Source organism: Meiothermus sp. QL-1 (genome assembly GCF_003351145.1).
GTDB lineage: Bacteria > Deinococcota > Deinococci > Deinococcales > Thermaceae > Meiothermus.
The window spans coordinates 19,578-37,638 of sequence record NZ_QQSV01000006.1; the positions used below are offsets into that span (position 1 = coordinate 19,578).

Genomic DNA, 18,061 nt, shown 5'->3' on the forward strand with positions numbered 1-18,061 from the left:
GCCGCCCCGCCAGAGGAGAAAACCGGCCAGCGCCGAAAGCAGGACGGAAATCGCTAGCGCCACGCGCATCGGCCCCAGTCTACCCTCCCGCTGCCGGGGGCGCCACGCTTCAGATTCTGGGCAGGGTGATGCCCCGCTGGCCCTGGTACTTTCCCTGGCGGTCGCGGTAGGTGACCTCAGGGCGCTCGCCCTCAAAGAAGACGAGCTGCACCACCCCCTCGCCCGCGTACATCTTGGCCGGCAAGGGGGTGGTGTTGGAGAATTCCAACGTCACATGCCCCTCCCAGCCCGGCTCCAAAGGGGTGATATTGGCCACGATGCCCACCCGGGCGTAGGTGCTCTTGCCGATGGCGATGGCCATCACGTTTTCGGGCATGCGGATGTACTCCACGCTCCGCGCGAGCACGAAGGAGTTTGGGGGAATGATTACCTCGTCCCCCTCGTAGTCCACAAAACTCTTGGGGTCCAGCCCCTTGGGGTCGGCGATAGTGTGAAACACGTTGGCGAATATCTTCCACTCCCGCGCCGCGCGCAGGTCGTAGCCGAAGCTGGAGAGGCCGTAGCTGATTACCCCCTCGCGCACCAGCCGCTCCTCAAAGGGCTCGATCATGCCCTGCCGGGCCTTCTCCCGTATCCACCAGTCGGGCTTAATCATCCACCCCAATATACGTGAAGCTGGGCGTTATTTGGGGTTGCTCAAGGGATTTTTCACCCTGAACCCTCACCCAACCCCCTAAACTTAGGGTATGCGTCGCCTCTGGCTTTTAGGAAGCCTGCTGCCGGTCGTTCTGATGGCATGCGGCTCGGACAACCAGAGCAATCAAAGCCGCCAGCCCCTGCGCCTTACCGTGCGCTTCGACCCGGGCTACCTCGACGAGCCCTACAGCACCACCCTGACCGCCGACGGGGGGGTGCGGCCCTACCGCTTCACCCTCGAGGGCAACCTGCCCAAAGGGCTCACCTATAGCAACGGGCGCGTGAGCGGCACCCCCCAGGAAAAAGGCAGCTTCGAGCTCCTGGTAAGCGTGGAGGACGCCAACCTCTCGGTGCGCACCCAGAAGGTTACCCTGGTCATCGGCGACACCCCGCCCCCCCGGCTGGACCAGGTCTTCCCCCTGGCCGAGGTCACCGACCCCTTCCCCTACCTTCTGCGGGTGCGGGAGCGGGAGGCCCGGGGCTTTCAGGCCCAGCTTCCCCTCAGGGGCCTGAAGCCCGACCTGGAAAGTTTTAGGGCCGATGGCAGCGTGCTCTACGTGCTCCGCTACGACGAGGCCCGGGGGGTTCTGGACATCGACGCGGCCTTCACCACCCCGCGCCGGGACTTCGAGGCCTTCCGCGTAACCCTTGCCCCCCTGCCCGAGCAGCGGGTGCGCCCCGAGCAGAGCTTCCGCGAGGCCCGGGTGGCCTTCTACGACAGAAACGGCAAGCTGGCCGCCAATGCCCCCGCCATCGAGCGCACCCCCAGCGAGGGGCGCTACCGCTACAGCGACCTCGAGGCCCTCGCGCGCAACTGGGGCCGCCGCCTCCAGGCCCCAAACCCTCCGCAAACCGCTCCAGAACAGCCCCCCCAGGCCGGGGGTCAGCCAGCCCCTGCCCGGCTCGAGGGCGACCTGAACGGGGATGGGGTGGTGGACACCAAGGACCTGGAGGCCCTGCGAGCTTCCTACGCCTGGGCCAGCGTGGGAGCGCCATCCTCTACAGAACGCTAGGCCTCTGCACTGGCTGGGGGCTTATCCTTAAGGTGAGGATGGCCCGGGCGCTTCTGCTTCTCCTGGTGCTGTGGCTCCTGTCCCTGGCAGGCTTTCTGGCCCTGCGCCGGGTGCCCCGGGGCGCCCCGCTTTGGGGCCTGAGGGACCTCTTCTGGATGCTCTGGCAGGCCGCCAGCCTGGTCCTCCTGCTGGCCCTGGTGGCCCTGGCCACCGGCCTTCTCAGCCTGCAGACCAACCCCTTCAGACCGGAGCCCTGAGGATGCGCATCGCCATTCTGGCCGACATTCACGGGAACCTGCCCGCTCTAGAGGCGGTCCTCTCCGACCTGCGCCAAGTGAGCCCTGCCCTGGTCATCGTCAACGGCGACCTGGTCAACCGGGGACCCGCGAGCCGCGAGGTGTTGGAGCGGCTCTGGGAGCTAGCCAGCTCCAAGGCGGGGCTGGCGCTGGCCCCGCAGGGCTTTTACTTCACCCTGGGCAACCACGACGACCTCCTGGTGCGCTGGGCCCGGCGCGACCCCTCGCTGGCCGAGCTCTACCAGGACCCCCTCTTTGGCCCCGCTGCCTGGTCGGTGGCCCAGCTCTCCCAGGCCCACCTGGACTGGCTGGCCCAACTGCCCTACCAGGTGGCCCTCCAGGAAGGCCAGGTGCTGGGCCTGGCGCAGGCCCAGGGCGCAGGTGAGCGGGTAGAGGTGCGCATCACCCACGGCTCCCCCCGCCACTACCGCGAGGGCTACGACGAGCACAGCCTGGGAGCTTTGGCTGAAATCGAGCAGCGCTACCCGGCCCGGCTTCTGGTGGGCTCGCACACCCACAAGCCCTTTATGGGGCAGCTCGAGCGGGCCCTGGTGCTCGGCACCGGGGCGGTGGGTTCGCCCTTCAACGGCGATGTGCGCGCACAGTATGTGGTGGTGGAGCTGGGGGAAAACCACGTGCAGGTGGACTTCCGCCAGGTCCCCTACGACCTCGAGGCCACCCTCAGGGCCTTCTACGAATCGGGGCTGATGGAAGAGGGAGGGCTGGGGGCCGAGATCTTCTACCACGAGACCCGCACCGCTCGCTCCTTGCTGATGAACTTCTGGCACTGGGCTGAGGCCCTGGGCCGCCCCCGCGACCAGGAGGCCTGGCGGCTTTACCAGGCCGCCCACCCCGAGCGCTTCTCGGCTAAGCTTTAACCATGCCCAGCCCCGAGCAGATTCGGGCCTTCGTGATGGCGGCCCACGGCGATCTGGCCCAGGTGCAGCGCATGCTGGAGGCCGAGCCCGCCCTTTTGAACCTGCCCCACGCCTGGCGGCCCGACGACCTCGAGACCGCCATCCAGGCTGCAGCCCACACCGGCCAGCAGGCCATCGCCCTCTACCTCCTGGAGCGGGGAGCCCCGCTGGAGATTCCTACCGCGGCCATGCTGGGCGATGTGGCCCGGGCGCGGACCATGCTGGACCAGGACCCCAGCCTGGCCAAAAGCAAGGGCGCCCACGGCATCCCCCTGCTGCCCCACGCGGCCTTATCGGGCGACCCGGCCATGCTCGAGCTGGTCTTCAGCCGTGGCGCCCGCGAAGGGGTGGAGCAGGCTCTGCACCTGGCCATTCTCCAGGGGCAGGCAGCAGCCGTAGCCTGGCTTCTGGAAAACGCCAGGCCCAACCTGGCCCAAAAAGGCCTCAGGGGAAAGACCGCGCTCGAGCTGGCCCAGGCCCTAGGCCACAAAGAGATCGAGGCCCTGCTGCGCTCGCATGAAGGGGGCTAGGCACCTCTGATAGGGTCTAGGTCGTGCTGCTTTCGGTATACCACCTGACCGAGTATCACTACCCCGAGGGGCTCAGCCTGGCGGTGGATGGGGCGGCCGAGGGGTGAGGGGAGACCCCGGTACCAGCTCACCGAATACCAAACCTCGCCTCGGTGGGCCAAGCCCCGTGGGGTCAAGCCTCCTGCCACACCCCCGGCGGGGGTCCGGGCCCCGTAGGAGACCATCCCACCCCTTCAGGCCGGCCCAAGGGAGGACCGGAGGGAGGCCCAGGCCCCCTTCCGCTCAAAAAGAGGGAGGCCGGAAAGGAGGGCTGGCCGCACCATCCCCCATCCCTCCCGGAGGCCCCGGTGGGCCTCCTCCAGGGTGTAGGGGAAGACCTCGACCCCACGCACCCCTTGGGGCCGGTAAAGGAGGAGGCGCTCCGAAAAGTCCAAAGGGGAGGACTCCAGAAGCACCAGGAGGTCGGCATCGCTCATGGCCGTGGCCTGCCCCTGGGCCAGGGAGCCGAAAAGGACCACGGCCAGCACCTCAGGCCGTTCCCCCAGGGCCTCCGCGGCCCCCCTCAACTCCTCCAGCCGGGCCTTTGGGTCAAAGGGAAAGATCCGGACCATCCTCCCTCGCACCTGCCTCCGGCGCCATGCCAAGGGCAAAATCCAGGATCGCCCTGGCCAGGCGGACGGCCTCCTCTGCCTCACGTTGGGTGTAGTGCCGGGCTGCGGGGCCCGCCGGGTGGGCATCGGGGTAGCGGGTGGGAATGTAGTACTTATCCAGAACTCTAGCGGCCTCCACAACCCCTTCAGGCACCTCCAGGCCCTCAGGAAGCCCTGCTAGCAGGTCCAGAACGGAATACCCCCAGGCCACCTGGCCCCGGGACAGGTGAAGGCCCTTGAGGGCCGCCTCGGCTGCCTGGTGGGCGGCGAAGCAGGCCCAGGCGTAGTCCTCCAGACCCAGGCTCCCCTCCGCGTGCCGGAGGTTCCACCTGGCCTGCTCCAGCCAGTCCGGGGCCCGGTTCACCCCTTCCATTTTAAAGGTTCCGGGCGTCCAGGATGGCCGCGTACCGGGTGCCCATGAGCCCCTGGGGGGCCCGGAGGGTGAAGCCCCCTCCCGGGCCCCACCAAGTGGTGTCCAGGAGGACGCTCCAGGGGCCTAGGGAATAGGGGGCTTCTCCCAGGGGGAGGAAGCCCGCTGCCTCCTGGTAGCCCTCCAGGGGCCCCTAGGAGGCGTTCCTCAGGCGCAGGAAGCTCCTGGCCTCCCCACCCGGAGGGACCTCCAAGGCGTATACCAGATCGCCTTCCACCACCAGGCCCCGCCCCAGGGGGAAGGGCCAGAGGAGCAAAAGGGCCAAAAATCCCCTCACGGCTCACCTCACGTGCACAAAGAGGGCCAGGTGGTTCCGGCCCTCCCGGTACTCCAGGCGGCTGGCCAGGCGCAGGTTGTAGCGGGAGTCCTGGGGGAGGTCCGGGTCGTAGATGCGCAGCCACAGGGCGTAAGTCCCCGGGGACGGGGGAGCGGCCACCGTGTACGTGTAGACGGCCTCCTCCCCCGGGGGCGGGCCGAAGAAGCGCGCCTCCAGAGGGCGCCCCACCGTAAGGCCATCCCCCTCCCGCACGAAGACCAGCTCCAGGCCCTTGGGGTTGTAAAGGCCTGCGAAGCCCTGGTTTTCCAGGTGGAGGCGGAGGGTGAGGCCCTGGCCCGGGGCCAGGTGGGTGGCGCTCACCTCCGCCCGCCGCAGGTGGAGCCGGTGCCCCAGGTCCCGTTTGAGGGCGGCAAGGAGGCTCCCTCCACCCAGGGTCTGGCCCGCCAGCCAGGCCATCATCCCCGGGTGGTAGAGGATGTTCAGGGTGCTGTAGCGGTAGCGCCGGAACTGCTCATAGACCCAGGTGGCAGGGTCCTCCCCCGGGGGGACGTAGGGGGTGGGGGTGCAGGTCTCCCCTCCCATCACGGTGAAGCGGTTGTCCTGGCTCCAGAACTCCTTCTCCAGCTCCTGCTCTGGCCCTGGGTCGTAGTAGAAGGTCCCGTAGTCGTCCGCCGAGGCCAGGAAGCAGTCGTTGTGGGCCCCTAGCCGGGCCTTCAGCGTGTTCCCGTGGGCCTCCCAGGGGGTCAGGGGGGTGAAGGAGGAAGGGGCAGGATAGGTCCCCGCAGGCCCCCCTAGGGCCAGCTCCAGGAGCTTGGCCTTGGCCATGGGGTAGCGCACGGCCACCTTCCGTCCTGGCACCTCCTGCAGAAGAGCCTGGACGATCTCCAGGGTCTTGGCGTTGGGGAGCTTGCGGTCGTAGTTCTGCCGGCCGCAAGGGGGCTGGGCCCCCTCCTGGTACCCGGGGAGGGGGTCCATGAGGGCCGCTTCAGGGCTGGCGGAGTGCCACTCCCCCCAGGGGCCGATGAGCCCCGCCTCCAGGTAGGCGACCACCCCCAGGCGGGCCCGCAGGACAGGCCCCAGCTGGGCCAGGTGGGCCAGGATCCGCTCCTTGGGGGGGTCGCAGTAGGTGGGGCTCCCCTGATAGTTCTCCTCCGGCCGGTAGGCGAAGCGGAGGATGAGCTTGACCCCCGCGGCCTGGGCGGAGGCCAGGTCCTGGGCCAGGGTCTGGAGGAAACCCTGGGGCAGGGCGTCCTGCCCGGCGAAGGTGTGCAGGTAGTAGACCCGGCGGATGAGGCGCACCTCGAAGCCCCGCTCCCGGGCCCAGGCCACCTTGGCCGCGGCGTCCAGGCTGGGCTCGTCGGGGTAGTGGGAGTCCAGGGAGAAGCCCCGCTCCGGGTTCACCACCTCCCCCTCCGCAGGTAGGAAGTCGAGGACCTCCGAAGCGTTCACGGTGAGGGTAAGATCCACCTCCCTGACGATGCCCCCGGCAGCAGCCCGCACCTTGACGGTGTAGTTCCCGGTGGCCACGCCGCTGCCCACGCTGATGGTGAGGCTCTGGTTCACTGGGCTGGAGCCCGTCACGTTCAGGCTGGTGGGCGAGAGTGTGACCCCGGGAGGAGCGTTCTGCAAGGACAGCGCAACCGCCCCGGTAAAGCCATTCTGCGGCGTCAGGATCAGGGTGGTGGTCCCCTGACCCCCCTGCTGGACCACAAGGCTCGTGGGGCTGAGACCGACGGTGAAACTAGGAGGCGGGCCGCCTGGAGAGCTGCAGGCGGCCGGAAGAAGAGTAAACAGGGCTTTTAGAATTCCAGGTCTGAATGAAGCCATGTTCACCTAACGGAAAGCGGTTTCCAGACCGCAACCGATTATAGCAGCTACCCTTTCTTTACCCATCGCGAGAACTGGCCCTTTCAGCTCCAAAAATGCTTTTCCAGTGTCAACTCCCTAGGCGCGGCGCTCAGGCACCCGCACTGGCGGGGGCCCAGGAAGGAGCCCGAAAAGGGGGAGCCCGTGTGGCCCGAGGGGGCTCTGGCGCTTAGTGCTTCTTGTCCTTCGGGGGATAGGGGTCGTTGCCGTAGCTATCCTTGTCCTGGATCTTCCCGTCTTTACCGTGGATTGTTACCTCCCCATCCTCCTGGCGAGCCCTTTCTCGGGCGTACTCCTCTGCCTCCTTGTTTCAAAGATTTTGGAGGGCTCCTTAGCTCCCTCCTCCTTCACGGCCCACTTTTTCCCGTAGGGAACTACATGAAGGCTTCTGGGGTTGCCGCCTTTTCTGGCCATTTGAACATCATAAAACCTCCCAGTTCCTCCTCCGCCTCTGGGTTGTTCGGGCCCGGGTTGCAGCTAAACTACTTTTCCCTCTTCCAGGAGGTGTACTCCTCGGGGATGCGCCCCCGAATGAAAATGAGACCGAGATGGGCCCCCGGGGGCCTGCCTAGCCGAAGTAGACCCGACTCAGCCCCAGTGCAGCCGACGCCCTACAAAAGGCACTTCAGGCCGGAACCGTGGTGCTCGAAAACCCGCCCAGCACCCTCCAAAATAATCCAGCGTAGCCGCCAGCCAACGCGTCCTGATATTGTGAAATCATCCAGTCCCACAGCGCCTGGCAGAGGCTAGGAATTAGACTGGACTTTAAAATGAAGGACCTTCGCAGTTTCCTGCGCTCTGCCCGCACCATCGCGGTGTTGGGGGCTCATCCCGACCCGCAGAAGCCCGCCCACTATGTGCCCGCCTACCTGAAGCAGCAGGGCTACACCCTTTTGCCTGTGAACCCTGTCTATGCTGGTCAGGTGCTCTGGGGAAGACGGGTAGCGGCGCGGCTTGAAGAGCTGGAGGAACCGGTCGACATCCTCAACATCTTCCGCCGCAGCGAGGCCCTCATGGCTCACCTGGAGGAGATCCGGGCACTGCAGCCCAAGCTGGTTTGGCTGCAGTCGGGCATCCGCCACCCGGCCTTCGCCCGGGCGCTGCTGGAAGTGGGGATTCCGGTGGTGGAGGACCGCTGCCTTATGGTGGTGCACCGCCAGCTTCTGGGTTAGGAGCACAGGCATGGACGAGAACAGTGCAAAAGAGGCGCTGGTGGGGCGGGTGCTGGGCTGGTATCAAAAACACCGCCGCCTTCTCCCCTGGCGCGGCGAGCAGGACCCCTACCGGGTGTTGCTCTCGGAGGTGCTGCTGCAGCAGACTCGAGCAGCCCAGGCCATCCCCTACTACCACCGCTTTCTGGCGCGCTTTCCCACCCTGGAGGCCCTGGCCCAGGCCACGGAGGAGGAGGTGCTCTGGGTCTGGCAGGGATGCGGCTACTACACCCGGGCCCGCAACCTTCACCGCCTGGCCCGTCAGGTATCCGCCATACCCTCCTCTTACGCTGAGCTACGCCGGCTACCCGGGCTTGGCCCCTACACCGCAGCGGCGGTGGCCTCCATCGCCTTTGGCGAGCCGGTGGCTGCTGTGGATGGCAACGTGCGGCGGGTGCTGGCCCGCCTTTGGGCCTGGGAGCAGCCCAAAGGCGGGCTGGTACGGGCCAAGGCCGAGGAGCTGATGCGCGAGGCGCTCCGGCGGGCCCCACCCGGCGAGTGGAACCAGGCCCTTATCGAACTGGGGGCCCTGGTCTGTACCCCCCGCCGCCCCGAGTGCAAGAGGTGCCCGGCGGTCCAGTTCTGCCAGGGAAGAGAGGCCCCCGAGCGCTACCCCCGGCCCCAGGTGCGAAAACAACAGCCGCAAGAGATGGTGGCCCTGGTGCTACAGGGACCGGCTGGCTTCCACCTGGAAAAGCGGCCCGGAGGTGTGCTGGGGGGGCTTTGGGGCGTCCCCATGGAGGAGGAGCCCGGCGGGCTGGAGCGCCTGCTGGCGCGCTTTGGCCTAAAGCAGGCCCAAAAGGTGGGCGAAGTGCGGCACGAGTTCACCCACCGGCGGCTTCTGGTCCGCGTCTATCAGGCTCCTTGGGAGGGTGGTGAAAATCCCGGGCTTCGACCCCTGTCCCGGCTGGACCGCAAGGTTTTGGAGCTGGCGGGCGCCCGACTATAGGCTGCAAGCCGCAAGGCGCATGCCCTCCTCGGCCATCTGGGCATAGGTCCCCTGCCCCAGCACGCACAGCCCCACCGCGTAGAGGCCCTCGAGCCGAGGTAGGCGAAAGGTGGCCGGCTCCCACTCCCCGGGAGCAAAGACCTGGTAGACCACCCGGTAGCCCGGGGTGTCCTCCTGGGGGGGCACCGCCGCCTCCTGTGGGACAAAGGCGAACCCCAGCTCGAGCAGATGCTGGTACAGGTCCGGGTAGGCCACCTCCGAAAGCCGGCCGGCCTCCTCGGCCACATCCCCGATGTAAAGCCGGGGCGAGAGGAAGCTCCCCACCGCCAGCACCACCCTGGGGGCGCTCTTAGAGGGCCCCTCCCAGGTCCTCACCCCCACCACCCGCCAGCCCTCCAACCAAAGCTGGGTCACCGAGAGCTGGAGCAGGTGAATGCGGGGGTGGTTCTCCAAGCGGTACTTGGCCCGGCTGTGCAGCGCCCAGCCCTTCAGGCCCGCTTCGCCCACCTCGGCCAGAAGTGAGCCTGCGGGGAAAGGGGGGTAGACCGGGGTAAAGGGAAGGTAGACCGAGTCCAGGCTGGTGGTCAGCAACCCCACCCGCATTCCCTTTTGGGCCAGCGCGTAGGCCGCCTCAGAGCCAGCAAAGCCGGCCCCCACGATAAGCACATCGTAGTCCACGCCTTCCCCAAACTATTGGTGGACCGCACAGGATTCGAACCTGTGACCTACCGATTAAAAGTCGGTTGCTCTACCAGCTGAGCTAGCGGTCCGCTGGGGGCCTAGGCCCCAATGGCCCTAGCGATTATAGGTAAACCCACGGGGTTTGTCTAGCGCAGGCGCTGCAGAAGCGCCTCGAGCTGGGCGCGGTTCACGGGCCCTAGGTGGCGGGCCACCACCTGCCCCTCAGGGCCAATCAACAAAGTGGTGGGCAGACCGCTCACCTGGAAGGCCTGCTGCAGCCCCGCGCCATCCAGAAAGACCCGCGCCTCCAGCCCGCTCTGCCGCAGGAAGGCCTGGATGGCCCCCGGGTCCTCCCCTGCGTTCAGCAGCACAATGGGGTAGCCCTTCCGCTGGTACTCCACCAGAAGAGGCATCTCGGCGCGACAGGGGGGGCACCAGGTGGCCCAGAAGTTGACCAGCATGGGCCGGGGCAAATCGCCCCACCGCGCCTCGCTGGGGCGGGACTGGCCGGGCTCGAGGTAGAACACCACCCGGTCCCCGAGTTCAGACTGCCCCCCCGCCAGCCCGCGCTGCAAGCCGTGCTGCAGGCCCAAAGGTAGGAGGGCCACCGCTAGGGAGGCCACCCCTGGCAGCACCAGCCGGACCGCCTCTCGCCCCAGAAGCCCCCAGGCGGCCAGAGCTCCCCCAAGCAGCCCCGCCCACCCATGCCAACCCCCGGTGCGGATATCCACGATGCCCAGCAAGGCCGCGCCCAGGCTGGGCCAGACCGCGTGGTGCTCCAGCGCGTAGCCTACCCGCGCAGCCAGCCCCGCAACCAGCACCACCCCCCAAGCCTTACCCTCCACCCCTCGCCGGGCGGAAAGCCAGATGAAGGTGAAAACCCCGAGCAGCAGGGCCAGGTTGGGCCAGCTCAGGGCCAGAGGACCCAGCAGAAGTGCATCGGGCGTCACCCGCATCGGCCCCACCCCACCGCAAAGCTTTCCGCGATCCAGGGCGTCATATCCTAGTAGGGTATCTTAAGCACAGCTTCTGGACAATAGCTTCCAATAGACAAAGCCTTGACCTCCCACCCGTATGATGAGCCAGGGTAAATACCCCGTAAGGATATAAGGAGGTGAAACCATGCGTCTTTTCTGGTTTGCGCTTTTGCTGGCCCTAGGCCTCGGTTTCGCTCAGCCCCTCACCCTAGGGGAGCAGTATCTCCTGCGCGGCTACACCGGCAACGCCATGGGGAAGGTCTGGGCCAACAACCTGCGCTTTGAGGGCCTCGAGGTGCTTACCAACAACAGCTCCATCTGCGCCAGCCTGAGCGGGGCGGCCATCGCCAGCTACCTGGAGGCCCGGCCCAACGCCCAGGTGGCCACTGCTGCTCTCTCCAGCGCCGACGATGTGCTGCGCCTGGTGAGCTTCCGCCTGCCGGCCCTGGCCCTGCTCTTTGGCGGCCAGACCGATGCGGCCACCAACAACGCCCTGGTCAAGGCCGTGCTGGCCGAGGCCGCCCAGCGCAACTACGGCGGGGCCATCTTCATTCATGTGCGCACCTGGGGCCTGGGCTCGGTAGGCCTGGCAGCCAGGGAGGACGCCAACATCCGCCGCTACCTGAGCGCCAAGAACAACCTATTCGCGGTGCTGGTGGACGGCAACGCGGGCGAGGTCCGGGTGGCCCAGGTGCGCATCAACGCCACCACCGGCGAGCAGGAGGTGGCCCAGGTGCTCGGAAGCCAGAAGATGAGCGAGACCTGGCTGGCCCTCTTCCGCCGCTCCCTCTAGGCTAGCGCGTTTCCACAGGCAGGCTGAAGGTCACGCTACCCCCCCCCTCGAGCCTGAGGGTGATGGCCACCCTCTGGCCCTCCTGCAAGGGGCGGGGGTTTTTCTCCCGCAAACCGTATAGCATCAGGTGGTACCCCCCGGGCAGGACCTCGAGCCGCCCCCGCGCCGGCACGACCAAAGCCGCCACCCGCCGCATGGCCGAGAGGTCGGCGTGGTGGTCGTGGCCGCCTCTTGTGGTCTGGTGAAACTCCACCCGACTGGCGATGGGGCTGCTGGCCCCCACGATTCGCACCGGTCTGTCGCCCGGGTTGTAAAGCACCATGTAGGCCGCGGTGACATCCCCCGGCACCCGGCGCACCCAGCCCTGCTCGAGCCGCAAGGGCTGGGCCAGGGCCACGCCCATCAGAACCAAAAGAGCAGTCCAGCGCATCACCTATCCCTCCTTCCAAAGCGCCAAGCGGCGCCCCAAAAACCCAGCGCAATCGCCAGCAAGCCCACGCCCACCGGCAAAAGCCCACCACTGTAGCCCAGAAACTCCCTCAACAAGTAGCCCGTGGGCCCCACCAGCACCGGGGCTTCCAGCGCGTATAAAAGCCCAACCCGAAGGAGCTCCACGGGGTTCAGGAGCACCGCCGCGAGCAAAAAGCCCTCCAGCGGGTACGCCTGCAGCGCCACCGCCAGCCCCACCACCAGCGGGTCGTAGGCCAGGACCAGCAGCCCCCAAAGCAAAAGCCCTATCCCCAGGGCGCGGGGGGGCTCCAGGCCTGCCCCCACCCAGCCCGAAAGGGCCACCCAGAGCCAAAGCAGCCCCAGGCCGCTCAGAACGAGGAGCAAAGCCCCCCAGGCCGAGAGGCCCAGAAGCCCGGCGGACAGCGCCAGCCCACCCAGGGTGGGGAGGCTTAGCCCCAACCCCACCCCCAAAACCCCCCACAGGTAAAGCCGGGCGGGGTGCTGCGGCATGCCAGCCCAGAAGGCCCAGTCCTCCCGGGCCCCCAGGAGGGGCAGGCCCAGGGCCAGCACCAAAGGCGGCAGCAAAAGGGAGAGGGAGGCGAACAGCGAGACCACCGCCACCGCCTCCCCCCGGCCCTGAAAGGCCAGGGCCAGGATGGGCAGCAGGCCCGCGGGGGCCAGGGCCCAGGGGTTGCGCAGAAGCGCCTTGGCGTAAAGGGGTAGAAGGGCCACTGCCTACCTGCCGTACCCCGGCACCCAGGGCCGCTTGCGACCGAGGGCCACCAGGTCGTTCCAACGCAGACGTTCGCCCGCGTGCTGGGGCCTCTCCTTCAGGTACGCCTCCAAGGCTGCCGGGCCGGAAAAGGCCAGCAGCCCCACCCCCATGGGGGTCCGAATCCGCTCGTTGTAGAGGAAGAGGGCCTGGTTCACCGGGATGAACCGGGCCTCTTTGCGGCTCGAGGCGGCGAAGTCGGCCACATAGAGCTCCCTGGGGGTGGCCCGCGGGCCCCCGTAGCCCAGCACGTGATCGAGCAGGCAGCCCACGTCGTCGTAGTTGTAGACCCGGCCGGTGCTGGTCACCATCTGGGCGGCGTACCGAGCGTCCAGAATGGTCATATTGCAGTACGGGCAGGCATCCACCCCCACCCGCAGGGGCCGAGGCGCCGCCAGCGCCAGCGGTACTCCCCCCAAGGACAGGGCCAGCAGACCCTTGACCAGGCTCCTCCGATTCATACAGGCCTCCCGCCCCCTTCCTCTGGGGGAAGGGGGCAAACAAGCTACTTCAGCAGCCCGGCGTGCTTGGCCAGCAGGTTCACCAGGTTCATCTCCGGCAGGGGGGCCAGGTCCACCAGGGTCTGCCAGTCCAGGATGCGGGTGCGGCCCAGGTCGGGGTTGGCCCGGGCGAAGGCCAAAGCCGCCTCCTGGCTGCTGAAGGCCGCAATTTTGGCATCCATCACCACCCAGCCGCGCTTCTCGCCCCAGAGGTAGACGGCCTGCCGGGCCGGGATCAGGCGCACCGCCTCGGGGCCCCGGGCCGGGTCGTAGGCCCCCCGGTCGGTCACGTAGAAGGTGGTGCCCACCCCGTCGCGAAGGCCGTAGACCCAGGCGTAGTTCACCATGCAGGCGATCGACTCGAAGTGGAAGGCCTCCTTGCCCTTCTGGGCCTCCTTCAGGGCAATCTGGCTGTAGGTCTGCTCGAAGAAGCCTGGGGAAAAGGTGCGGCCCATCCAGGCCCCTGGCGGGGGGGTCTTGAGGGGCATCTCGCAGAACTCGCAGTTGCCCTTGTCCCAGGGGATGGCCTTGGCCGGGATGGTCTCGAGGCTAGCCGGGGCCGCAGGCTGGGCGGGCATCTGCTGGTGCATGTGCTGGGCCAGCGCAACCGAAGCACCCAAAGCCGAAAGCATCTTCACCACTTCACGACGGCTCTTGCGCATAACTTCCTTCCTCCATCACCTGGCCGTTCTCCAGGCGCAAAAAGCGCTCGGCCAGGCGCAAAACTTCCTCTTGCCGATGGGCCGACACAATGACCAGTCCGCCCGTGGCCAGGTGGGCCTCCACCCAGGCCCGCAGACGCTCCAGCCCCTCGGTGTCCAGCGAGGAGGCCGGCTCGTCCAGAAGCCACAGGGGCGGGCAGCCCATGAGCCCCGCCGCCAGGGCCAGCCGCTGCCGCCAGCCCCCCGAGAGCTGGGCCACCGGCCGCCCCAGGTAGGCCTCCAGCCCCATGCGGGCGATGGCCTCGTCCCGTTCCTCCGCTGAAGCCCCCCGGAGGCGTCGGGCGGCCTCCAGCACCTCGGCCACCCGCAGGACGGACGGAAAGGCGATCTGCTGGGGAATGTAGGCCCGCAGCCGGGCGGCTTCCAGGCTGCGGGGGGGATGGCCGAAAAGGCGCACCCGGCCCCCATCCGCCCCAAGCCTTCCGGCCAGGATGCCCAGCAGCGTGCTCTTGCCCGCCCCGTTGGGGCCCAGCAGGGCCAGGCTGCCCACTGTGTGCCGGAAGCTCACCCCTTGCAGCCGACCCCGCTTGTGCAGGTCTACCGCCTCAACCATAAGGCTCCTCCAAGCCCCAACAGGGCAAGCCCCAGCAGGGTTGGCGCCGGGGAATGGGGGGGCGGGGGCACCGCCCTGGCCTCCGGGTCGGCCAGCTCCAACAGGCGCAGCCCCGGCACCCGGGCCTCGGCCGCCTCCCACAGCAGGACCCCGGGGGAGAGGGCGAAGAGGCTCAGGTCGGGCTGGCGGGCGCTCAGGTAGGCGAAGCTGCTGCTGGGCAGGTGGGGCACCGGCAGGGGGGCGGCCCGGTCGAAGGCGTTGCCCCGAAGGGTGACCCGGGCCTGAGGGTCGTCCACCGCCAGGTCGTAGAGGTTCCCCACGAAGGTGTTGCCCCGGGCTAGGAGGGTGTTCCGGCCGGCGTCGCGGGCGAAGAGGAGGGCGGTGCCGTTGTGCTCGAAGCGGTTCCGCTCCAGAAGGATATCCCTCGAGTCCAGGGACAAAAGCCCGATGGTGCTTCGCACGAAGCGGTTGTCCCTGAGGAGGGTTCCCCACTCCTCCTGGAGCAGGAGCCCGTAGCGCAAAGGCCCTACCTCCTCGGCGAAGGTGTTGGCCTCCACCTGGTTCTTCGCCCCGTGCATCAGGGCCGAGCCCACCCGGTTGCGCCGGCTCAGGTTGCCCTGGAGCCGGGCCTGGTAGGTGAACATCAGGTGGAGCCCATAGCGCCCGGCCCCCTCCACCCGGTTCCCCTCTATCCGGAGCCGCTCGCCGTATTCCACGTAGAGGTTGTCCAGGAAGCCCCGGATGGCGTTGCCCTGCAGCACCACCCCGTCGCTGCGGTAGGTCTGCAGGCCGGGGGCCCGGCCGGTGCCCTCCAGCAGGCTCGCTTCAATCCGGACTCCGTTCGACCTCTCCACCCGGATGCCCCCCGTGACCCCCCGGGCCACCAGCCCCCGCACCACGCAGCCGGTGCAACCGTCCAGGACCAGCGCAGCGTCCGGCTCATAGAAGTCGTCGCCCTGGCCCACGTTTCGCACCTCGAGGCCCTCCACCTGGATGCCCGGGGCCGACAGAACCAGGGCGCTGCCCTGCCCCCCGCCGTCCAGCAGCGCGCCGGGGCGGGCCACAAGGCGCACCCCCGGGGTCTGGATGGTCCACGGACCCCGGTAAACCCCGGCTTCCAGCACCACGGTCTGGCCGGGGGCCAAGGGGGGTAGTGTGGGCGGATGCAAAACCAGCATGGCTCGGCAAGGGCCTAAAGGCCGCACAGGAACTGGTTCTGGGCGGACGAAAAGGCTAGCCGAGCCAGGGCGGGCCGCGGTTTAGCAGGGGGAAGACCGGGGATAAGTGGGGCCGGTCGCCCTCCTGGGGCACCACCCCCAAGGGCTTTGGCGAGGGCCCGGGCAGGATGGGCGGCGGGGGCGGACCATCGCTGAAGCCCCCCACTATGCACAGCGGGCAGTGGGGCTGCGGGTGGGCCGGGGCGGGGTTGGAAGAGCCGTGCGGAGCCGGCTTTGCGGTGCACAAGGCCCCGGGGGAAAGTATCGGGAGCGCCTGGGTGCGCGGGTCGCGCAGGGCGTACTGGCTCGAGACCAGCCCCACCAGCCCGGCCAGGAAGAGGACCAGGAGGAGATGGGGGGTTCGAGACCGCATCCTAGTGTAGAGTATAGGGCCACCCCCCAGCAGGGCATATGTCCCGCCGATATATCCCCCGGGGGTATGATATACTCGGGCCTGAGCGACCGGCGTATGCTGGTCTTTGGGAGAATCTATGAGCCAGCTCTACGATGTGGTGATCATCGGCGGAGGGCCCGCGGGCCTGACCGCCGGCATCTACGCCGGCCGGGCCAACCTCAAGACCCTTATTCTGGAGAAGGGCCTGCCAGGAGGCCAGATCGCCCAGACGGAGGAGGTAGAGAACTATCCCGGCTTCCCCGAGCCCATCAGCGGGGCAGAGCTCTCCGAGCGCATGGTGCAGCAGGCCAAGCGCTTTGGGGCTGAGATCGTGATGGACGAGGCCCAGGGGGTGGAGAAGACCCCGGAGGGCTTTTTGGTGCGGGGCTACGAGCAGGGCTACAGGGCCCGCGTGGTCATCCTGGCCACCGGGGCCAACCCCAGGAAGCTGGGCGTCCCCGGCGAGGAGAAGTTCTACGGCCGGGGGGTGAGCACCTGCGCCACCTGCGACGGCTTCTTCTACCGTGGCAAAGAAGTGGTGGTGGTGGGGGGGGGCGACGCGGCGGTGGAGGAGGGGCTCTTCCTCACCAAGTTCGCCAGCAAGGTCACCCTGGTGCACCGCCGCGACACCTTGAGGGCCAACAAGACCGCCCAGGCCCGGGCCTTTGCCAACCCCAGGATGCAGTTCATCTGGGACACGGTGGTGGAGGAGATCCTGGGGGAGGAGACCGTGACGGGGGTGCGGCTCAGAAACCTCAAGACCGGGCAGGTCTACGACTACCCCACCGATGGGGTCTTCGTCTTCATCGGGCATGTGCCCAACACCAGCTTCCTGCAGGGCCTGGTGGAGCTGCGCCCAGACGGCTATGTGGCGGTGCGGGACGAGATATTTACCTCGGTTCCAGGCATCTTCGCGGCAGGCGACGTGGCCGACCCTATCTACCGCCAGCTTTCCACCAGCGTAGGGGCCGGCACCCGCGCAGCCATGATGGCGGAGCGCTACCTGGCCGAGCAGGAGCACGCCGCAGCGCACTAGGAGGAGGCATGGAGGCCGCAGCTTCCGCGCAGCCCAGCGTGCGCTACCTGAACCCGGCCTGGTTCGCCTCGGTCATGGGCACCGGGGTGCTGGCCCTGGCCCTGGCCCAGTTTGGCCTGGCCTGGCTGGCGGTGCCGGTCTACCTGCTGGCCCTGCTGGCACTGGTGGGCCTGCTGGGCCTTTACCTGGCCAAGCTTCTTCGCTACCCCCAAGCGGCCCTCTCCGACCTGCAGCACCCCATCCTGGCCCAGATGCTCCCCACCCTGCCCATCGCTTTGCTGGTGGTGAGCCTGGCCACCCAGGCCCTACCCCTGGGGCCCTGGGCGCCGGCTTTGGGGCAGGGGCTCTTCGGGGTAGGTACGCCGCTCATCTTCCTGGTGGGGCTGCTGGTGGTCTACACGGTGAGCACCCGGCAGCGGCTATCCCTCGAGGCCGCCAACGGCACCTGGTTCATTCCCCCGGTCTCGGCCCTGCTGGTACCTCTGGGCGGGGGGGTGTGGCTTTCCAGCTTCCCCCCAGCCTGGCAGAAGGAGGTCTGGGTGACGAGCGGGCTCTTCCTGGGAATCGGCTTTTTCCTCTTCCTCTTCGTGCTTCCCAGCCTCCTTCAGCGCCTGTATGGGTTTGGCCGCCTGGAGCCCCACCTGCTGCCGTCCGTCTTCATCGGGTTGGCCCCTGTGGGCCTTTTGGTGCTCGCCCCCTGGCGCTGGCTCGAGGGCGGGGCCCAGGCCGGCCTGGTGCCCCAGGGTTGGCCGGAGGCCTGGCCGGTCGTGGGGCTGGCCATCTGGGGCCTGGGGCTGTGGTGGCTGGCCTACAGCCTGGCCCTGCTGCTTGACACCCTGCTGGTGGGGTGCCGCCGGGCGCAGTTCCACTTCGCCCCGGGCTGGTGGGGGTTTGTGTTTCCGCTGGGAGCTTTTACCCTGGCCACCAAGGCCCTGGCCCAGGCGCTGGGCTCGGCCTTCCTGGGGGGGCTGGCCTGGGGGCTTTTGGGTCTCCTGCTGCTCTTCTGGCTCTGGGTGCTGCTCCCCTCCCTCCGGGCCTGGGCCGGCCTGGGGACTCTGCGCCCACCCAAGGGCTAGCCGCGCCGGTGACAATTTGGTGACACTTTTCCCACGTGGGTCCGGTAGATTAACC

At 68.1% G+C, this 18,061-nt stretch carries 23 protein-coding genes, 1 tRNA gene and 1 pseudogene; 9 read left to right on the plus strand and 16 right to left on the minus strand.

What is annotated here, in order from left to right; translation table 11 throughout:
* Positions 1-109: 109 nt before the first annotated feature.
* On the minus strand, positions 110-655 hold the full coding sequence (gene dcd / locus DV704_RS07670) for a dCTP deaminase (RefSeq protein WP_114798997.1): 546 nt from the start codon (positions 653-655) through the stop codon (positions 110-112).
* A gap of 91 nt (positions 656-746) precedes the next feature.
* On the opposite strand from dcd, the gene DV704_RS07675 reads away from it, so the two are divergent.
* The 4 genes from DV704_RS07675 to DV704_RS07690 are packed head-to-tail and all read left to right on the plus strand — an operon-like array spanning position 747 to position 3,452.
* A complete protein-coding gene (locus DV704_RS07675) occupies positions 747-1,709 on the plus strand; it encodes a putative Ig domain-containing protein (RefSeq protein WP_233498296.1) in 963 nt (320 codons plus the stop codon).
* A 38-nt stretch (positions 1,710-1,747) separates the two neighbouring features.
* On the plus strand, positions 1,748-1,966 hold the full coding sequence (locus DV704_RS07680; protein WP_114798998.1) for a hypothetical protein: 219 nt from the start codon (positions 1,748-1,750) through the stop codon (positions 1,964-1,966).
* Between the two features lie 2 nt (positions 1,967-1,968).
* Positions 1,969-2,883 carry a metallophosphoesterase gene (locus DV704_RS07685; RefSeq protein WP_114798999.1) on the plus strand — a complete coding sequence of 305 codons (915 nt, stop codon included), beginning with the start codon at positions 1,969-1,971 and terminating at the stop codon, positions 2,881-2,883.
* A gap of 2 nt (positions 2,884-2,885) precedes the next feature.
* The gene (locus tag DV704_RS07690; RefSeq protein WP_114799000.1) at positions 2,886-3,452 is read left to right on the plus strand and encodes an ankyrin repeat domain-containing protein; all 567 of its coding nucleotides are present in this window, start codon (positions 2,886-2,888) and stop codon (positions 3,450-3,452) included.
* A gap of 233 nt (positions 3,453-3,685) precedes the next feature.
* Here DV704_RS07690 and DV704_RS07695 read toward each other — a convergent pair whose 3' ends face one another.
* From DV704_RS07695 to DV704_RS07710, 5 genes and pseudogenes are all read right to left on the minus strand, one after another.
* Positions 3,686-4,063: a nucleotidyltransferase domain-containing protein gene (locus tag DV704_RS07695; protein ID WP_114799001.1), complete on the minus strand. Its 378-nt coding sequence runs from the start codon at positions 4,061-4,063 to the stop codon at positions 3,686-3,688.
* On the minus strand, positions 4,041-4,466 hold the full coding sequence (locus DV704_RS07700; protein ID WP_114799002.1) for a HEPN domain-containing protein: 426 nt from the start codon (positions 4,464-4,466) through the stop codon (positions 4,041-4,043). The genes DV704_RS07695 and DV704_RS07700 overlap by 23 nt, the downstream gene beginning before the upstream one ends.
* A gap of 199 nt (positions 4,467-4,665) precedes the next feature.
* Positions 4,666-4,809 (minus strand): hypothetical protein, encoded by a 144-nt coding sequence (locus DV704_RS12160; RefSeq protein ID WP_158539613.1) that lies wholly within the window; start codon positions 4,807-4,809, stop codon positions 4,666-4,668.
* 3 nt (positions 4,810-4,812) lie between these two features.
* Positions 4,813-6,519 carry a DUF4832 domain-containing protein gene (locus tag DV704_RS07705; protein ID WP_158539614.1) on the minus strand — a complete coding sequence of 569 codons (1,707 nt, stop codon included), beginning with the start codon at positions 6,517-6,519 and terminating at the stop codon, positions 4,813-4,815.
* Positions 6,520-6,844: 325 nt separating this feature from the next.
* Positions 6,845-7,089: pseudogene (locus DV704_RS07710) on the minus strand (DUF2188 domain-containing protein).
* Between the two features lie 356 nt (positions 7,090-7,445).
* On the opposite strand from DV704_RS07710, the gene DV704_RS07715 reads away from it, so the two are divergent.
* Positions 7,446-7,847: a CoA-binding protein gene (locus DV704_RS07715; protein WP_114799004.1), complete on the plus strand. Its 402-nt coding sequence runs from the start codon at positions 7,446-7,448 to the stop codon at positions 7,845-7,847.
* Between the two features lie 10 nt (positions 7,848-7,857).
* Positions 7,858-8,835: an A/G-specific adenine glycosylase gene (locus DV704_RS07720; protein WP_114799005.1), complete on the plus strand. Its 978-nt coding sequence runs from the start codon at positions 7,858-7,860 to the stop codon at positions 8,833-8,835.
* Here the strand turns inward: DV704_RS07720 and DV704_RS07725 are convergent.
* From DV704_RS07725 to DV704_RS07735, 3 genes are all read right to left on the minus strand, one after another.
* Entirely contained in the window at positions 8,830-9,513 is a 684-nt protein-coding gene (locus DV704_RS07725; RefSeq protein ID WP_114799006.1) for an FAD-dependent oxidoreductase, read from the minus strand. The genes DV704_RS07720 and DV704_RS07725 overlap by 6 nt on opposite strands.
* 16 nt (positions 9,514-9,529) lie before the next feature.
* A tRNA-Lys gene (locus DV704_RS07730) sits at positions 9,530-9,605 on the minus strand.
* Positions 9,606-9,662: 57 nt separating this feature from the next.
* Positions 9,663-10,472: a TlpA disulfide reductase family protein gene (locus DV704_RS07735; RefSeq protein ID WP_114799007.1), complete on the minus strand. Its 810-nt coding sequence runs from the start codon at positions 10,470-10,472 to the stop codon at positions 9,663-9,665.
* Positions 10,473-10,638: 166 nt separating this feature from the next.
* On the opposite strand from DV704_RS07735, the gene DV704_RS07740 reads away from it, so the two are divergent.
* Entirely contained in the window at positions 10,639-11,286 is a 648-nt protein-coding gene (locus DV704_RS07740; protein ID WP_114799008.1) for a hypothetical protein, read from the plus strand.
* A 1-nt stretch (position 11,287) separates the two neighbouring features.
* Here DV704_RS07740 and DV704_RS07745 read toward each other — a convergent pair whose 3' ends face one another.
* Genes DV704_RS07745 through DV704_RS07775 form a run of 7 tightly spaced genes read right to left on the minus strand, consistent with a single transcriptional unit; the run spans position 11,288 to position 15,873 of the window.
* The gene (locus tag DV704_RS07745) at positions 11,288-11,716 is read right to left on the minus strand and encodes a copper chaperone PCu(A)C (protein WP_114799009.1); all 429 of its coding nucleotides are present in this window, start codon (positions 11,714-11,716) and stop codon (positions 11,288-11,290) included.
* Positions 11,716-12,468 (minus strand): hypothetical protein, encoded by a 753-nt coding sequence (locus tag DV704_RS07750; RefSeq protein ID WP_114799010.1) that lies wholly within the window; start codon positions 12,466-12,468, stop codon positions 11,716-11,718. The genes DV704_RS07745 and DV704_RS07750 overlap by 1 nt, the downstream gene beginning before the upstream one ends.
* 3 nt (positions 12,469-12,471) lie before the next feature.
* Positions 12,472-12,969: a nitrous oxide reductase accessory protein NosL gene (locus DV704_RS07755; protein ID WP_114799011.1), complete on the minus strand. Its 498-nt coding sequence runs from the start codon at positions 12,967-12,969 to the stop codon at positions 12,472-12,474.
* Positions 12,970-13,013: 44 nt separating this feature from the next.
* Entirely contained in the window at positions 13,014-13,670 is a 657-nt protein-coding gene (locus DV704_RS07760; protein WP_199489962.1) for a nitrous oxide reductase accessory protein NosL, read from the minus strand.
* A complete protein-coding gene (locus tag DV704_RS07765) occupies positions 13,651-14,283 on the minus strand; it encodes an ATP-binding cassette domain-containing protein (protein ID WP_114799013.1) in 633 nt (210 codons plus the stop codon). Before DV704_RS07765 ends, DV704_RS07760 begins: the two co-directional genes overlap by 20 nt.
* Positions 14,268-15,461, minus strand: a complete 1,194-nt coding sequence (locus DV704_RS07770) for a NosD domain-containing protein (RefSeq protein ID WP_114799014.1) — start codon at positions 15,459-15,461, stop codon at positions 14,268-14,270. Before DV704_RS07770 ends, DV704_RS07765 begins: the two co-directional genes overlap by 16 nt.
* A gap of 55 nt (positions 15,462-15,516) precedes the next feature.
* On the minus strand, positions 15,517-15,873 hold the full coding sequence (locus tag DV704_RS07775) for a hypothetical protein (RefSeq protein WP_114799015.1): 357 nt from the start codon (positions 15,871-15,873) through the stop codon (positions 15,517-15,519).
* 118 nt (positions 15,874-15,991) lie between these two features.
* On the opposite strand from DV704_RS07775, the gene trxB reads away from it, so the two are divergent.
* Both trxB and DV704_RS07785 read left to right on the plus strand, forming a co-directional pair.
* Complete coding sequence (gene trxB / locus DV704_RS07780; RefSeq protein WP_114799016.1) at positions 15,992-16,930, plus strand: thioredoxin-disulfide reductase; 939 nt, start codon at positions 15,992-15,994, stop codon at positions 16,928-16,930.
* An 8-nt stretch (positions 16,931-16,938) separates the two neighbouring features.
* The gene (locus DV704_RS07785; RefSeq protein ID WP_114799017.1) at positions 16,939-18,006 is read left to right on the plus strand and encodes a C4-dicarboxylate transporter; all 1,068 of its coding nucleotides are present in this window, start codon (positions 16,939-16,941) and stop codon (positions 18,004-18,006) included.
* Positions 18,007-18,061 lie beyond the last annotated feature (55 nt).

Coding starts and splice junctions, on each gene's coding strand:
- dcd (WP_114798997.1), bottom strand. CDS start 655: ATGATTAAGCCCGACTGGTGGATACGGGAGAAGGCCCGGCAGGGCATG.
- DV704_RS07675 (WP_233498296.1), top strand. CDS start 747: ATGCGTCGCCTCTGGCTTTTAGGAAGCCTGCTGCCGGTCGTTCTGATG.
- DV704_RS07680 (WP_114798998.1), top strand. CDS start 1,748: ATGGCCCGGGCGCTTCTGCTTCTCCTGGTGCTGTGGCTCCTGTCCCTG.
- DV704_RS07685 (WP_114798999.1), top strand. CDS start 1,969: ATGCGCATCGCCATTCTGGCCGACATTCACGGGAACCTGCCCGCTCTA.
- DV704_RS07690 (WP_114799000.1), top strand. CDS start 2,886: ATGCCCAGCCCCGAGCAGATTCGGGCCTTCGTGATGGCGGCCCACGGC.
- DV704_RS07695 (WP_114799001.1), bottom strand. CDS start 4,063: ATGGTCCGGATCTTTCCCTTTGACCCAAAGGCCCGGCTGGAGGAGTTG.
- DV704_RS07715 (WP_114799004.1), top strand. CDS start 7,446: ATGAAGGACCTTCGCAGTTTCCTGCGCTCTGCCCGCACCATCGCGGTG.
- DV704_RS07720 (WP_114799005.1), top strand. CDS start 7,858: ATGGACGAGAACAGTGCAAAAGAGGCGCTGGTGGGGCGGGTGCTGGGC.
- DV704_RS07735 (WP_114799007.1), bottom strand. CDS start 10,472: ATGCGGGTGACGCCCGATGCACTTCTGCTGGGTCCTCTGGCCCTGAGC.
- DV704_RS07740 (WP_114799008.1), top strand. CDS start 10,639: ATGCGTCTTTTCTGGTTTGCGCTTTTGCTGGCCCTAGGCCTCGGTTTC.
- DV704_RS07745 (WP_114799009.1), bottom strand. CDS start 11,716: ATGCGCTGGACTGCTCTTTTGGTTCTGATGGGCGTGGCCCTGGCCCAG.
- DV704_RS07755 (WP_114799011.1), bottom strand. CDS start 12,969: ATGAATCGGAGGAGCCTGGTCAAGGGTCTGCTGGCCCTGTCCTTGGGG.
- DV704_RS07760 (WP_199489962.1), bottom strand. CDS start 13,670: ATGCGCAAGAGCCGTCGTGAAGTGGTGAAGATGCTTTCGGCTTTGGGT.
- DV704_RS07765 (WP_114799013.1), bottom strand. CDS start 14,283: ATGGTTGAGGCGGTAGACCTGCACAAGCGGGGTCGGCTGCAAGGGGTG.
- DV704_RS07770 (WP_114799014.1), bottom strand. CDS start 15,461: ATGCTGGTTTTGCATCCGCCCACACTACCCCCCTTGGCCCCCGGCCAG.
- DV704_RS07775 (WP_114799015.1), bottom strand. CDS start 15,873: ATGCGGTCTCGAACCCCCCATCTCCTCCTGGTCCTCTTCCTGGCCGGG.
- trxB (WP_114799016.1), top strand. CDS start 15,992: ATGAGCCAGCTCTACGATGTGGTGATCATCGGCGGAGGGCCCGCGGGC.
- DV704_RS07785 (WP_114799017.1), top strand. CDS start 16,939: ATGGAGGCCGCAGCTTCCGCGCAGCCCAGCGTGCGCTACCTGAACCCG.